12 protein-coding genes and 1 pseudogene are annotated in these 14,840 nt (G+C 75.5%); 3 read left to right on the forward strand and 10 right to left on the reverse strand.

The annotated features are described in order from the left end of the window. Window positions 1-33 precede the first annotated feature (33 nt). The 4 genes and pseudogenes from NHH00_RS15540 to NHH00_RS15555 form a co-directional block, all read right to left on the reverse strand. Window positions 34-1,167 (reverse strand): bifunctional 2-methylcitrate synthase/citrate synthase, encoded by a 1,134-nt coding sequence (locus tag NHH00_RS15540; RefSeq protein WP_253053906.1) that lies wholly within the window; start codon window positions 1,165-1,167, stop codon window positions 34-36. A 79-nt stretch (window positions 1,168-1,246) separates the two neighbouring features. Next, entirely contained in the window at window positions 1,247-2,164 is a 918-nt protein-coding gene (prpB, locus tag NHH00_RS15545) for a methylisocitrate lyase (RefSeq protein ID WP_253053908.1), read from the reverse strand. Between the two features lie 152 nt (window positions 2,165-2,316). Beyond that, window positions 2,317-3,831 (reverse strand): annotated as a pseudogene (locus tag NHH00_RS15550) (MmgE/PrpD family protein); the annotation flags it as partial. Window positions 3,832-3,860: 29 nt separating this feature from the next. Further along, the gene (locus NHH00_RS15555) at window positions 3,861-4,592 is read right to left on the reverse strand and encodes a GntR family transcriptional regulator (protein WP_253053912.1); all 732 of its coding nucleotides are present in this window, start codon (window positions 4,590-4,592) and stop codon (window positions 3,861-3,863) included. Window positions 4,593-4,697: 105 nt separating this feature from the next. Here NHH00_RS15555 and NHH00_RS15560 point away from each other — a divergent pair, with 105 nt between their 5' ends. After that, window positions 4,698-5,453 carry an SDR family oxidoreductase gene (locus NHH00_RS15560; protein WP_253053914.1) on the forward strand — a complete coding sequence of 252 codons (756 nt, stop codon included), beginning with the start codon at window positions 4,698-4,700 and terminating at the stop codon, window positions 5,451-5,453. Further along, entirely contained in the window at window positions 5,450-6,394 is a 945-nt protein-coding gene (gene sigJ / locus NHH00_RS15565; RefSeq protein WP_253053916.1) for an RNA polymerase sigma factor SigJ, read from the forward strand. The genes NHH00_RS15560 and sigJ overlap by 4 nt, the downstream gene beginning before the upstream one ends. Before the next feature lie 4 nt (window positions 6,395-6,398). Here the strand turns inward: sigJ and NHH00_RS15570 are convergent, their stop codons facing one another. After that, the gene (locus NHH00_RS15570; RefSeq protein WP_253053918.1) at window positions 6,399-7,139 is read right to left on the reverse strand and encodes a DUF2625 family protein; all 741 of its coding nucleotides are present in this window, start codon (window positions 7,137-7,139) and stop codon (window positions 6,399-6,401) included. A gap of 224 nt (window positions 7,140-7,363) precedes the next feature. Between NHH00_RS15570 and NHH00_RS20790 the strand changes: the two genes are divergently transcribed. Beyond that, complete coding sequence (locus NHH00_RS20790; RefSeq protein ID WP_308202329.1) at window positions 7,364-8,842, forward strand: DUF4232 domain-containing protein; 1,479 nt, start codon at window positions 7,364-7,366, stop codon at window positions 8,840-8,842. Between the two features lie 4 nt (window positions 8,843-8,846). On the opposite strand, the gene NHH00_RS15580 is transcribed toward NHH00_RS20790, so the two are convergent. From NHH00_RS15580 to NHH00_RS15600, 5 genes are all read right to left on the reverse strand, one after another. Continuing rightward, on the reverse strand, window positions 8,847-10,856 hold the full coding sequence (locus NHH00_RS15580) for a cytochrome c biogenesis protein DipZ (protein ID WP_253053920.1): 2,010 nt from the start codon (window positions 10,854-10,856) through the stop codon (window positions 8,847-8,849). Between the two features lie 157 nt (window positions 10,857-11,013). Next, window positions 11,014-11,718 (reverse strand): fasciclin domain-containing protein, encoded by a 705-nt coding sequence (locus NHH00_RS15585; RefSeq protein WP_253053922.1) that lies wholly within the window; start codon window positions 11,716-11,718, stop codon window positions 11,014-11,016. A 133-nt stretch (window positions 11,719-11,851) separates the two neighbouring features. Continuing rightward, window positions 11,852-12,619 (reverse strand): anti-sigma factor, encoded by a 768-nt coding sequence (locus NHH00_RS15590; protein ID WP_253053924.1) that lies wholly within the window; start codon window positions 12,617-12,619, stop codon window positions 11,852-11,854. After that, window positions 12,612-13,184, reverse strand: coding sequence for an ECF RNA polymerase sigma factor SigK (gene sigK, locus NHH00_RS15595; RefSeq protein WP_253053926.1), 573 nt, complete (start codon window positions 13,182-13,184; stop codon window positions 12,612-12,614). Before sigK ends, NHH00_RS15590 begins: the two co-directional genes overlap by 8 nt. A gap of 155 nt (window positions 13,185-13,339) precedes the next feature. Continuing rightward, complete coding sequence (locus tag NHH00_RS15600) at window positions 13,340-14,443, reverse strand: 3-deoxy-7-phosphoheptulonate synthase (protein ID WP_374615249.1); 1,104 nt, start codon at window positions 14,441-14,443, stop codon at window positions 13,340-13,342. Between the last annotated feature and the right edge of the window lie 397 nt (window positions 14,444-14,840).

Raw genomic sequence — 14,840 nt, forward strand, 5'->3', positions numbered from 1 at the left:
CACCTGTTCGGCGCAGGGCGGGGGGGGTCAGTGTCAGGGGAGGTCGCGCTGCTCCGGGCCGACGTAGTCGCTGAGCGGGCGGATGAGGGCGTTGGCGGCGCGCTGCTCCATGACGTGCGCGGTCCAGCCCACCACGCGCGAGGCGACGAACAGCGGGGTGAACATCGGGGTGTCGAAGCCCATGAGGTGGTACGCGGGGCCGGCCGGGTAGTCGAGGTTGGGGAGGATGTTCTTGCGCTCGGTCATCGCGGTCTCGAGCGCGGTGTAGAGGTCGAGGAGGTCCTGGCGGCCGTAGTGCGCGACGAGGTCGTCGAGCGTCGCGCGCATGGTGGGGACGCGCGAGTCCCCGTGCTTGTAGACGCGGTGCCCGAAGCCCATGATCTTGCGCTTGTGGGCGAGCGCGTCGTCGAGCCAGGCCTCGGCGCGGTCGGCGGTGCCGATCTCGGCGAAGGTCGCCATGACGGCCTCGTTCGCGCCGCCGTGGAGCGGGCCCTTGAGCGCGCCGACGGCGCCGGTCACCGCCGAGTGCAGGTCGGACAGCGTGGACGTGATGACGCGCGCCGTGAACGTGGACGCGTTGAACGAGTGCTCGGCGTAGAGCACCATCGACACCTCGAACGCGCGCACGACGGCGGGCTCGGGCTCCTCGCCGAACGTCATCCACAGGAAGTTCTCGGCGTAGGCGAGGTCGTCGCGCGGCTCGACGATCTGCTGCCCGCGACGGCGGCGCTGGTCGAGCGCGACGGCGGCGGGCAGCACGGCCCACAGGCGGACCGCCTTGGCCTGCTCGGCCTCGGGAGACGAGTCCTCGGCGTCGGGGTCGTGGGCGCCGAGCTGGGAGATCGCGGTGCGGACGACGTCCATGGGATGGCACGTCGTCGGGAGCTCGAGGATCGCGTTGCGCACGTTGCCGGGCAGCGCGCGGTGCGCACGCTCGACGGCGGTCTGCTCGGCGAGCTGCTCGGGCGTCGGGAGCTCGCCGTGCCACAGGAGGTACGCGACCTCCTCGAAGCTGCGCCGGGCGGCGAGGTCCTGCACCGGGTAGCCGCGGTAGAGGAGCGAGTTCGTGTCGGGGTTGACCTTCGAGATCGCGGTGACGTCGACGACGACGCCCGCGAGCCCCTTGCGGATCTCGGGCCCCTCGGTGGTGGTCGGGGAGGTGGTCATGCGGTCACTCCTTCGTGCAGCACGGGTCGCGGGGAGATGCCGGTGCCGCGGCCGACGGGCTCGCGGCACCGGCCGGTGGTCAGGGCCGGTAGGTGAAGATGCCCTCGTCGAAGGTGTTGTAGGCGGCGTAGTCGAGCAGCTCGTAGAGGCGCGCGCGCGTCTGCATGCTCTCGACCTGCCCCGCCTGGGTGCCGGTCGCGGCGATCTCGTCGAGCGCGCGCTCGGCCGCGCCCATCGCGACCCGCAGGAGCGTGACGGGGTAGATGATCAGCCGCACGCCGGCGTCGCCGAGCTGGCGGCGCGTGAAGAGCTCGGACTTGCCGAACTCGGTCATGTTGGCGAGCACGGGCACGTCCACGGCCGACGCGACGGCCTCGAACTCCGACAGGTCCTTCATGGCCTCGGGGAAGATCGCATCGGCGCCCGCGTCGACGAGCGCCTTGGCGCGGTCGATCGCGGCGCGCAGCCCGGCGTCGCCGGGGATCGTGCCGCGGACGTCGGTGCGCGCCATGATCAGGAAGCCGGGGCCGCGGCGCGCGTCGGCGGCCGCCCGCACGCGCTTCGCCGCCTCGTCGAGCCCGACGACCTCCTTGCCGTCGAGGTGGCCGCACCGCTTGGGGTTGACCTGGTCCTCGACGTGCGCGCCTGCCACGCCCGCGTCCTCGAGCGCCTGGACGGTGCGCGCGACGTTCATCGGCTCGCCGAAGCCGGTGTCGGCGTCGACGAGCGCGGGCAGGTCGGTGACGCGCGCGATCTGCTGCGAGCGCCCCGCGACCTCGGTGAGGGTCGTGAGGCCGATGTCGGGCAGGCCGAGGTCGGCCGACAGCACGGCCCCCGACACGTACACGCCCTCGAAGCCCTTGTCCTGGATCAGGCGCGCGGACAGCGGGTTGAACGCGCCCGGGAGCCGCAGCGGCTCCCCCGTGGTCGCCGCGGCGTCGAGCGCCGCGCGGAACGCGCGCCGCTTGTCCGACGGCGTCACCTGGCTGTACAGCATCAGCGCGCCTCTCCCTCGGTGGTCGTGGTGCCCGACGCCGTGGGGTCACCCGGCCCGCCCGGCTGCGCCGCGGCGTCGGGCGCCTCGTGCATGGTGAAGCCCTCCCCCTCGAACCCGGCGCGCGCCCCGCCGACCTCGTCGCGTCCGAGCTCGAACAGCCCGGTCGGGGTGGGGACGGAGTCGAGCAGCCCCGGGCGGCCGACGATCGTCAGCTCGCGCACCTCGTCCGCCGTGAGCGACGGGAGCCGCTGCGCGAGGTCGAGGAAGCGCTCGATCTCGGCGTCCTCGAGGACGTCGGCCGCGAGCGTGCGGAACTTCTTGACGTACTGCTCACGGCCGAACGGCCGCGCCCCGAGCGGGTGCGCGTCGGCGACGGCGATCTCGCGGACGAGGCGGCCGCCGTCGGCCAGCTCGATCTCCACGCGCCCGCCGAACGCCTTCTCGGCCGGGTCGGTCGAGTGGTAGCGGCGCGTCCACTCGGGGTCCTCGGCGGTCGTGACCTTGGCCCACAGCGCGACGGTGTCGGGGCGGCCGGCGCGCTCGGGGGCGTACGAGTCGACGTGGTGCCAGCCGCCGTCCTGCAGCGCGACCGCGAAGATGTACGGGATCGAGTGGTCGAGCGTCTCGCGCGACGCCGTCGGGTCGTACTTCTGCGGGTCGTTCGCGCCGGAGCCGATGACGTAGTGGGTGTGGTGGCTCGTGTGGATGACGATCGACGCGACGTTCTCGGGGTCGGCGAGCCACGGGTGCTCGTCGTGCAGCGCGCGGGCGAGGTCGATGAGCGCCTGCGACTGGTACTCCGCGGAGTGCTCCTTGGTGTACGTGTCGAGGATCGCGGTCTTCGGCTCGCCGGGGGCCGGGAGCACGACGTCGTACGCCGCGTCCGGGCCGTCGAGCAGCCACGCGACGACGCCGTCCTCGCCCTCGTAGATCGGCTCGGGCGACGTCTGGCCGCGCATCGCCCGGTCGACGGCCTCGACCGCGACCTTGCCCGCGAAGGCCGGGGCGTGCGCCTTCCACGTGGAGATCTGTCCCTTGCGGGACTGGCGCGTGGCCGTCGTCGTGTGCAGGGCCTGGCCGATCGCCTGGAACACCGTCTCGGTGTCGAGGCCGAGCAGCGTCCCGATGCCCGCCGCGGCCGACGGCCCGAGGTGCGCGACGTGGTCGATCTTGTGCCGGTGCAGGCTGATCGCGCGGACGAGGTCGACCTGGATCTCGTAGCCGGTCGCGATCGCGCGGACGACCGCGGCGCCGTCGGACCCGGCGTGCTGCGCGACGGCGAGGATGGGCGGGATGTTGTCGCCCGGGTGGGAGTACTCGGCGGCGAGGAACGTGTCGTGGAAGTCGAGCTCGCGCACCGCGACGCCGTTCGCCCACGCCGCCCACTCGGGGCTCGTGCGCGTCGCGAGGGCGCAGCCGAACACCGTCGACCCCGGCGCGTACGGGTGCGCGAGCGCCTGGCCGCGCGCCGCGACCGCGGGGCCGCGCGTGAGGCTGGCCGCGGCGACGGCCGCGTTGTCGATGACCCGGTTGATCACCATGTCGACGACCTCGGGCGTGACCTCGACGGGATCGGTCGCGAGCTCGGCGAGCTTCCACGCGAGCTGGTCGGTGCGGTCGAGCGGCTCCGCGCTGGGGTAGACGCGCAGGTGGTGGGTGTACGGCATCGGTGTCTCCGTCGTGCGGTGGGCGGTGGTCAGGGGAGGTCGTCGGGCGCCGACCCCGCGCCGCGCAGCGACTGCTCGGCGAGGGCGGCGCTGCGCTCGATGTGGGCCCGCATCGCGGCCTCGGCCGCGGCCGGGTCCCGGCTCGCGATCGCGTCGGCGACGGCGCGGTGCTCGTCGACGTGGTCGGTGGTGCCGACGCGGCGGCGCGCGGCGAGCGCGCGGTACCGGTCGACGTGGCCGCGGATCTGGCGCAGGAGCGCCGACCCCCAGCGGTTGTCGGCGAGCGCCTCGATCTCGCCGTGGAACTGGGCGCCGACGCGCAGCACCTCGTCCTCGTGGTCCCGCACGGCGTCCATGAGGGTCACGAGCCGGACGAGGCGGGCGACGTCGTCGGGCGTGGCGCGCTCGCACGCGTCCCGGGCGAGGAGGCCCTCGAGGCGCGCGCGCACGTCGTAGACGCGGCGCGCGTCCGCGACGTCCAGCGGCGCGACGCGCACGCCCCCGGTCGGCAGCTCGACGACGAGCGCCTCCGCCTGGAGCAGGCGCAGCGCCTCGCGCACCGGGGTCCGGGAGACGCCGAGCTCGGCGGACAGCACGGGCTCGGTGAGCCGTGCGTCGGGCGCGAGGGACCCGTCGATGATGCGGCCGCGCAGGAGGTCGTAGACCGCGCGGGCGCCGGACTGGCGGCGTGCGAGGCCCGCGTCGCCGGGGGCCGTCGCGGCCTGCCCGACGGCGGCGCGCAGGTCGGGCGTCGTCGTCACCCGGCCATCGTGCCACACGCTCTGCGCACTTGTATACAACTGTCTCCGCGGGTGACGGTGTCACATCCCGGGGCGCTGCGGCGTCGTACGGGCATGAGGATCGCAGTGACAGGTGGGACAGGGACGATCGGCCGGCACGTCGTCGCGGCGCTGACCGCGCGCGGGCACGAGGTGCGCGCGCTGAGCCGGCACGCGGAGCGGTACGCCGTCGACCTCCGGACGGGCGCCGGGCTCCCGGCCGCGCTCGCCGGGGTGGACGTGGTCGTGGACGCGAGCAACGCGTCGTCGTCCACGACGGACGCGCGGGCGACGCTCGTCGACGGGACGCGCCGGCTGCTCGCGGCCGAGCACGACGCCGGGGTGCGGCACCACGTGCTCGTCTCGATCGTCGGGTGCCACGATGTGCCGATGGCCTACTACGGCGTGAAGGTCGAGCAGGAGCGGGCGGTCGCCGCCGGCGCCGTCCCGTGGACCGTCGTCGCGGTGACGCAGTTCCACGAGTTCGTCGCCGGGACGCTCGCCGGCGCCGCACGACGTGGCGTCGTGCCGCTGCTGCGTGCCCCGGTCCAGCCGGTGGCGGCACGGGACGCGGCCTCGGCCGTCGCCGACGCCGCGGAGCGCCAGCCGCTGCGCGGCACCACGACCGTCGCCGGGCCCGAGGTGCTCGACCTGCGCGACGCGGCGCGCGCCTGGCGCGCCGCCACCGGCTCGCGGGCCGTCCCCGTCCGCGTCCCGCTGCCCGGGAAGCTCGGGCGGGCGCTGCGCGCGGGCGGCCTCACCGACCCGCACCCCGACGCGCGCGGCACGACGACCTTCCGCGACTGGCTCGCCGCCCAGCCCGCCGCGACGGCCGCGCGATGAGCACCGACGACCTCGCGCACGCCTTCGAGGCCGAGCGTCCGCGCCTCCTGCGCCTCGCCTACGCGACCACCGGGTCCTGGTCGGACGCCGAGGACTGCGTCCAGGACGCGTGGCTGCGCCTGCGCACCCAGGACCCGGCGTCGATCCGCAACCTCGCGGCGTGGCTCACGACGACCGTCGGGCGCCTCGCGCTCGACGTGCTCGGCAGCGCGCGCGTGCGGCGCGAGCGCTACGTCGGGACGTGGCTGCCCGAGCCCGTCGTCACCGCGCCCGGCGCGCGCTCCCCCGTCGCGTCCTCCGCGGAGGCGACGGCCGGTGCCACCGACCCGGCCGAGCGGGTCACGCTCGACGAGGAGGTGAGCATGGCGCTGCTCGTCGTGCTCGAACGCCTCTCCCCCGCGCAGCGCGTCGCGTTCGTGCTGCACGACGTGTTCGGGCTGCCGTTCGAGGAGGTGGGCGACGTCGTCGGGCGCTCGCCCGCGGCGGTGCGCCAGCTCGCGTCGCGCGCCCGCAAGGACGTCGAGGCGGGGCGCCCGCGCGGCCGGACGTCGCGCGCCGAGCAGGAGCGCGTCGTCGAGGCGTTCGTCGCGGCGTGCGCGGGCGACGACCTGCCGGGACTGCTCGGCCTGCTCGACCCCGACGTGACCCTCCGGGGCGACGGCGGCGGCAAGGTCCGCGCGCTGCGCCACCCGGTCCAGGGGGCTTCGACGGTCGGGGAGGTCCTGCTCTCCTACCTGCGCAACCGGCCGCGCGGCGCGGGCGCCGTCGACGTCAACGGCCGCCCCGGGCTCGCGCTCGTCGACGGCTCGGGGGTGCTCACCGTCCTGGCGTTCACGCTCGTGGACGGGCGCATCGCGGCCCTCGACATCGTCCGCAACCCGGACAAGCTCGGCACGGTGCCGTCGGGGTTGCTCGACGACGCCCGACCCTGGTGGCCCTGACCGGCTACGGCCGGAAGTCCCCGGCCGGCCAGCCCCCGTAGCCGTCGAGGTGCTCGTCGGCGTCGCGCACGTAGTCGTCGACCGGCGTCATGCGCTCGGCCATCTCGAAGTGCCAGTCGACCAGCTCGCCGAGCGGGACGGGGGTGCGCGACGACCGCGCGACGTCGCGCCCCTCCTCGGACCACAGCGGCGGGTAGAGGCTCAGCCCCTCGTCGAGCCGGACCGTCCCGACCTCGTCGTACCAGCCGGGCCAGCGGACCGTGGCGTAGAACTCCGTCGTCCCACCGCTCACCGCCCACTCGAGGAACGCAGCCTGGCCGAACCCGAGGTCGACCCACGAGAGCGAGTCGGGCGCGAAGTAGTTGACGTTGCCGAGCTGCCCCGGGAGCCCGCCGCCGTTGATCGCGAAGGTGCCGCCCAGCACGTCGTACGCGACGACGAGGACCGACGGCGCGACGCTGTGCTCCCCCGGCTCGCCGAGCCCGTTGACGGTGGCGAGGTCGGGCAGTCCCGCGCCACCCCCGCCGATGATCCGCAGCCACCCGCCGTCGACGACGACCCCGCCCGTGTGGAGCGCGAGCGCGCCCAGCGTCGAGCGGACGGTGACCTGGAGCCGGTAGAGGACCTCGAGCGACCACGCGGGTGCCGGCACGACCTCCACGCCGCCGCGCCCGAGCATGCGGGAGAGCGTCGGCCACGCAGGGTCGTCGACCGCCGCGAGCTCGGCGGCCGTCCTCACTGTCATGGCCGGATCATGCCAGATGTTGCCGGCATCCAGGAGTCCTGCTATGGAGCGGCGCCCGGCAGGTCCCCCGATGGGCTGAAAGACCGATTCGGAAGGGACCCTGCACCCGCCCCGCCGCCGCTCGTCCCTCCGGCGCGGGACGCATGTGAAGACCCCGCGGCGAGCCCGCGCAGACCGCGTCGGTGCGGCCACGTCGCGGCGTCCGCGTGGGTAGCGTCTCGGCCGTGGACGACGAGCGCACCGCACCGACGACGGACGGTACCGACGTAGCTCCGCCGGAGAACGCGACCCGGGTCCCGCGGAGCACGATCGCCGTCGTCGCGTCGGTCGCCGGCGTGGGCCTCGCAGTCGTCGCCGCGCTCCTCGCCCCCGCGGTCCTCGACGCGGCCGTGGCGGACGGACCGGCCGCGCTCCGGTCGTCACCACCGGACGGGTCGACGGCGACGTCGCCCGCACCCGGCGACCCGGAGCACGAGGTCGAGGACATGACCGCGCTCCTGCTCGCCCTGCCGGGCGTCGAGGACGTGCAGACGAACGGGCGGGTGGGCACGTCGGCCGAGATCACGCTCGTGACCCCGCTCCCGTCCCCCGAGGTCGCGCAGCGCACCGCCAGGGACGCGAGCGCGATCGTCGCCGCGGTGCCCGGCGGCGGCGCGTGGTCGCTCCGGGTCGAGGGCACGGACGCGGGCGGCGGGACGCTCGCCGTCGAGCACGGCCCGGGGGCGGCCTCCGTCCCCGGCGTCGACCCAGCCACCGGGGAGCCGCGCCCCGACCTCCTCGGTGCCGACGCCGTCGCCGACGCGGTCCGCCTCGTCGCCCACGACTCCGTGCGGCGCGTGTACCTCGCCCCGGGCGCCGCCTCGGTCGACGTCCGCTCGGCCGACGACCTCGTCCCCGTCGCCGCGCTCGTGCGGGCCGAAGGTCGAGGGCTGACGAGCCTCGGCGTCCAGGGCTCCGGTGTCGGCACCTACGACGGCGACGGGCTGACCGTCCCCGACGACGCCCTGCTCACGCTCCTGGCCGACGTCGCCGCGGAGCCCGGCGTGACGCAGGTCGTGCACGACGCCGTCCGTGACACGTTCCCGCAGGACCCCCTGCTCACGGTGATCACCTCGGGCGACGCGGCCGTCGTCGCGCGCACGCTCGACGGCGCGGCCTACTCCGGCCCGGTGCTCGCGTACCAGGTCCACGGCTCGACCGACGGCGGCGCGTCCGCGACGCGCTCCGGGTTCGTCGCGGGGGTGGCGCCGGGCGCCGGGGCGCGCCCCGCGGGCGCGTGCGCGCCCGGCGACCTCGCGCTCGGGGCCCCGGGGTTCGACGCCGCGGCGGGGCGCCGGTTCCTCACCGTCACGGCCCGCAACGACGGCACCGCGGAGTGCGTCCTCGCGGGACCGCCCGCGCTCCGCTTCGTCGCCGACGACGGCTCGGAGACGGACGTGCTCCTCGAGCCGGACGACGACGGCCTCGCCCCGCTCACGCTCGCACCCGGCGCCACGGCCTGGGCCGCGCTCTCGTGGCGCGGCGGGTCGACGGCCGACGACCCGCCGCTCGTCACGACGCTGCTCGTGGCCCCGCAGCCGGGCGACCCCGAGTCCGTCGTCGGGCTCGCGGGGATCCCCGGCGTCGGGGACGGCCTCGACCTGCTCGGCGGCGGGACCGCGACGATCGGGTCGTGGACGCCCGCGCGGGAGCTCGCGAGCTGACCCGTCACCCGAACGTCGCGGTGAACACCTGGACGCCGGGCGGGACGTCGAGCTCGACGAGCCCTTCCGTCGGGCCGTCGCCCTCCAGGACCGGGTAGAGCGTCGGGCTGCCGGAGACGTCGATCTCGCTGGTCGTGGTCCGCCCGTCCGTCGTGACGCGCGCCGTGACGGTGCCCTCGCCGCCGAGCACCGTGAACACGTCGGTCGAGCGGTACGCGAGGCGCACGCGCGCGTCGTCGGACACGGCGGTCGCGCCCTGGAAGTCGACGTCCCACGTGCCGCCGAGCGAGAACGTGTCCTGCCGCTGGTCGTCGGCGAGCGTGAAGTCCTGCTGCCCCGCGGCGTAGCGCGGCTCGCCCGCGTAGTTGACGACGCGCTTGATGGAGAAGTAGGTCTCGGGCGTCGTCTCGTCCTGCGGCGTGGTGTCGCCGACGGCGGTGGGCTCGGGCAGCTCCACGCCCGGGTTCGCGTCCTCGAGGAGCTCGCGCACCAGGCGCTCGGTGTCCTCGTACCCGCCCTCCCCGAAGCGGATGTGGCGCACGGTCCCGTCGGCGTCGACGAGGTACTGCGCGGGCCAGTAGCGGTTCCGGTAGGCCGTCCAGGTCGCGTACGCGTTGTCCTGGGCCACGGGGTAGAGAACGCCGAGGTCCTGCGCGCCCGCGACGACGTTGCGCGTCTCGCGCTCGAACGCGAACTCGGGCGTGTGGACCCCGACGACCTCGAACCCCGCGCCGACGTCGCGGTACCGGTCGTACCAGGCGTTGACGTGCGGGATCGCGCGCTGGCAGTTGATGCAGGAGTAGGTCCAGAAGTCGACGAGCACGACCTTGCCGCGCAGCCCCTCGAGCGTCAGCCCGTCGCCGCCCGGGGTGTTGAGCCACGTGTCGATGCCGCGCAGCTCCGGCGCGGTGCCGCAGTCCTCCAGGACGGGCGCGCCGTTCGAGCAGTTCGACAGCTCGCGGTTCTCGTCGGTGACGAGCCCGCCGAGGTCGAGCGCCTCGCGCACGGCGTCGTTCTCGTCGACCCGCTGCTGGAGCGCGCCCGTGTAGTCCGGCAGGGCGCGCTGGAGCGCGGCGGGGAGGTTCAGCGCGAGCGCGCCTGCGAGCGCGATCATCACGACGCCGCCCGTGACGCGGATGCCGCGCGTGTGCCGCTGGAACCCGCGGACCCGCTCCGCGACGCGGCGTCCCGCGAGCGCGAAGACCAGGAGCGGGACCGCCGCCCCGACCGCGAACGACACCGTCAGCGCGACGGTGCCCGGGCCGATGTTCCCCGTCGCCCCCGCCACGGTGATCGCCGCGAGGACGGGCCCGGCGCACGGCACGTACAGCACGCCGAGGCCGAGGCCGAGCACGAACGCCCCGCGGTCCTGGCGCGCGGCGCCGCGTCGTGCCCCGAGCGCCGCGACCCGCCGGAACGGCCGCTCCAGGACCTCCTCGACGCGCGGCACGATCATCCCGACGCCGATCGCGACGAGGAGCACGATGCCCGCCCAGCGCAGCAGGTCCTGCGGGAGCCCGAGCGCGGTCAGCAGCAGGGAGCCGAGGAGCGTGAAGACGCTGAAGCTGAGGACCAGGCCCGCGATGACGAGGTAGGGGCGCCACGAGCGGCGCGCGGCCCGCCGCGTCGCGCGGCGACCGGGCCCCTCGTCGGCCGGGGTGGCGGGCTCCGCGTCCCCCGTCGACAGGTCGAGGGCGAGCGCCCCGCCGCGCGTCGGCCGCGCCGCGACCTCGCGCGCCCCGGTCTCCTGCGCGCCGCCCGGGCCACCCCGGCCACCCCGGCCGCGCAGCCCCGCGGCCGGGCGACCGCCGACGCGGACCACGTCGGGGACGCCCGCGAACAGCCCCGGGAAGACGCCGCCCGTCCCGGTCTCCGCGGTGCCCGACGGCGCCTCCCCCGTGCGCGCGCCCTGCACGCCGCCTGCGAAGAAGATGACGGGCAGCATGGGCAGGATGCACGGCGAGATCCCCGTGATGAGTCCCCCGAGCAGGCCGATGACGATGAGCGTCTCCATGCCCGGGGTTCGGACCGGCGGCCCTCGCGGATGGGTCCGCCACGCGCCGAGAGCACGTCGCCGGGCGCACGACGACGGCCCCGACCGTCCGGTCGGGGCCGTCGGGACCCGCTCGCGCGGGTCCACCGCACGCCCGCTTCTGGACGCGCCGGGAGGGTCACATGGTCGGCATGAGCACCGAGTCGACGAGGTACACGGTCGCGTTCTGCGTCATCACGCCACCGCACACGACGGCCGCGTCGTTGACCATGAGCTCGTCGCCCGAGCCGGTCACCTCGACCGTGCCGCCCTCGACGGTCTCGTGCTCGCCGACGACCTGGTCGGGCGTGAGCTGGCCGGGCACCACGTGGTACGTGAGGATCTTCGTCAGCGTGTCGGAGTCCGTCTTCAGCGAGTCGAGCGTCGCGGCGTCGATCGTCGCGAACGCGTCGTCGACGGGGGCGAACACGGTGAACTCGCCGCCGTTGAGCGTGTCGACGAGGTTCACGTCCGGGTTGAGCTCGCCCGTGACGGCCGCGGTGAGCGTCGTGAGCAGCGGGTTGTTCGACGCCGCCACGGCGACGGGGTCCGTCGACATCCCGGTGATCGACCCGGCGCCGTCGGGCACCTGCTCCGCGTAGGCCGCGCAGCCGGGGCCCACGAGGTTCGCGGCAGGGTCGGCCGCCATGTCGTCCGAGCCCTCGGTCGAGTCGTCGGTCATGCCGTCGGACGTCGAGTCGTCCGTCATGGTGTCCTCGGACGGGGAGTCGGTCGTCGTCGAGTCGGACCCCGTGTCCGTGTCCGAGCTGCACGCGGACAGGCCGAGCATGGCGAGCGTGGCGATGCCGGCGACGGCGTACGACGTGCGGGTGCGAACGTTCATCGGTCTCTCCTCGGGTCGTCGCCCCGCCGGTGCGGGGCGTCATGCCGAGGGTTCGGAGCGCCGCCCCGGGTGGATGGGTCGGGATCGGCACGAGTTCTCTCGCGCGCGTCCCGACCCCTCCGGACCGCGGCGCTCAGCCGACGAGCGCGACCACCGGGTCCGTCGTGGGCTGCTCCGAGCCGCCCGCCGGCTCGACCGTCACGGCCATGCCGACACCCGGCTCGTCCTGGACGAGCCGCGACGTGCTGCCGTCCTGGACGTCGAGGACGCCCGCCGAGACGACGGCGCCGTCGGGCTCGACCACCCAGAGCTGGTAGTCCCGGTCGTCGCCGGCGTCGGGCAGGTCGGACGCGCGGAAGTACATGTCGTCGCCCGCGGCGAGGACCGACGCCTGCCCGCCGCCCGCGACCTCACCGTGCAGGATCGTCGCGTCGGGGTCGGCGAGCATCCGCGCGATCGCGTCGGCCTGCTCCTGCAGGCGCGACTGCTCCTGCGTCGCGCGGACCGCGACCGTCGTCGGGACGGCCACCGCGACGACCGCGGCCACCGCCGCCGCGAGCCCGGTCCAGCGCCGTCGGCGCGCGCGGCGCGCGGCCGCGAGGTCGACGACGACGCCCCCCGTGCTCTCCCCGGCGGACGGGACGGTGGCCGCGGACGCGGCCACCCGGGCCAGGACGGCGTCGCGCAGCGCGGGCGGCGGGGCGGTCTCGACCGCGAACGCCGCGACGACGTCGCGGTACTCGTCGAGCGCGCGACGCGCGTCGGGGTCGGCCGCGAGCAGGCGCTCGACGGCGCGCCGCTCGACGTCGTCGACCGCGTCGAGCGCGTAGGCAGGCAGCAGGTCGCGGACGTCCCGCAGGTCGTCCGGCCCGGCCCCCCGCGGCGAGGTCTCGTCAGCCACGGCGCACCCCCAGGCAGTCGCGCAGGCGCAGGAGCCCGTCCCGGATCCGGGACTTCACGGTCGGGAGGGCCGCGTCGAGCCGCTCGGCGACCTCCCGGTAGGTGAGCCCGCCGTAGTACGCCTGCACGACGGCCTCCCGCTGCGTCGCCGTGAGCGAGTCCAGGCACTGCCGCACGGCCGCGCCCTCCAACCGTTGCTCGACGTCCTCGACGACGACGTCACGCGGCACCGTGGCCGTCGACGCGTCCACGTCGCGCTGGTCGCGGTCGCGGCGCGCCTGCTCGGCACGCACCCGGTCCACCGCGCGCCGCCGCGCGAGCGTCACGACCCACGTGCGCGCGGACCCGCGTGTCGCGTCGTACCGTTCCGCCGTCTGCCACACCTCGACCATCACCTCCTGCACGACCTCCGCCGCGTGGTCCGGGTCCCGCAGGACGCCCAGGCACGTGCCGTAGGCGACCGGCGCGAGCGCGTCGTAGACGGGCGCGAACGCGGCCGGGTCGCCGGCGGCGCACGCCACCAGCGCGGCGTCGACCGCGGGGTTCGTCGTCAGGGGAGGTGGCACCCGGCCAGTGTGCGGCACGGACGCCCCACCCACCCGCTGCGGCACGTCGGCCACGATTCTCGGCACCGGGCCTCCCACCGCACCCTCCCGGACCGTCCGGGACGTTCATGGTTCGGTGCCGACGCCTCCGCGGATGGGACGACGCCGGGAGAGCGTCAGAGCGCGCGGCGGGTGCGCACCGCGGCGGCGAGCTCGCGCAGGAGGTCGGCCGTGGTGTCCCAGTCGATGCACGCGTCGGTGACGGACTGCCCGTAGACGAGGCCGCTCGGCGCGGGCTTCTGCGCGCCCGCCACGAGGAAGCTCTCCATCATGAGGCCCGTGATCCCCTGCTCGCCCTCGGCCAGCCGCGCGGAGACCTCGCGCACGACCTCCGCCTGGCGCACGTGGCTCTTGCCGGAGTTGCCGTGCGACGCGTCGATGACGAGCCCGTGCTCCGTGACCCCGCCACGGCCCGAGGCGCGCGCGACCGCGAGCGCCGCCGCGACGTCGTCGGCCCCGTAGTTGGGGCCCGAGCGCCCGCCGCGCAGGATGACGTGGCAGTCGGGGTTGCCCGCGGTCTCCACGGCGGCGGCCCGGCCGAGCGAGTCCATGCCGAAGAACGTGTGCTCGCTCGCCGCGGTGATGCAGCCGTCGACCGCGATCTGCACGTCGCCGTCGGTCGCGTTCTTGAACCCGACGGGCATGGACAGGCCGGAGGCGAGCTGGCGGTGCACCTGCGACTCCGCGTTGCGCGCGCCGATCGCACCCCACGACACGGCGTCGGCGATGTACTGCGGGCTCGTCGGCTCGAGGAACTCGCACGCGGCCGGGACGCCGGCGTCGAGCACGCCGAGCAGCACCTCGCGCGCGAGGCGCAGGCCGTGGTGCACGTCGTGCGAGCCGTCGAGGTGCGGGTCGTTGATGAGGCCCTTCCAGCCCACGGTCGTGCGCGGCTTCTCGAAGTAGACGCGCATGACGACCATGAGGTCGTCCGCGAGCTCGTGCGCGACGGCGGCCAGGCGGCCCGCGTACTCCAGCGCGGCCTCGGGGTCGTGCACCGAGCACGGGCCGACGATGACGAGGAGGCGGTCGTCGTCGCCCGCGAGGACGTCGCGGACCTCGCGGCGCGACGTCGTCACGAGGTCGCTGCGCGTCGCGCCGAGCGGCAGGTCGGCGAGCATCGTGCGCGGTGCGGGGAGCGCGTCGAGCGCGCGGACCCGCAGGTCGCTCGTGCGGGCCTGGAGCTCGGGGCTGTCCACGGGGTCGACGGTACTCGTCACGCGGTCGGTCGACGCGGTGGACGTCGGGCTGGACGACGCGGTCTCGGGCTGGGTGGTCGTGCTGGTCACGGGAGGCTCCTGGTCTGTGCGGCGGTGGTCGGGGGCCGCCGTGAGATCGGAGTGCTCAGCGGTGCCCAGCGGCGCTTCACCGGCCTGCTGCCGCCCGTGGTCCCGGAGCGGCCCGTCTCACGACGAAGGGCCCGGACGCGGTCCGCGTCCAAGGCCCTGTGCTGGCTCCGGGTGGTGATCTGTGGTCAGGCGAACGCCCGCACGGCCCCACCGGGAGCCTGCGTAAAGCGCCAATACCACTGAGAAGTCACGGAGCGACCGTAGCACAGGGCCTCTGCGGTCCGGTCGGCGCGTCTCACGAGCCGGTCGGCCCGGACCGGCGCGCCCG

This window comes from Cellulosimicrobium cellulans, from assembly GCF_024124905.1.
GTDB lineage: Bacteria > Actinomycetota > Actinomycetes > Actinomycetales > Cellulomonadaceae > Cellulosimicrobium > Cellulosimicrobium cellulans_G.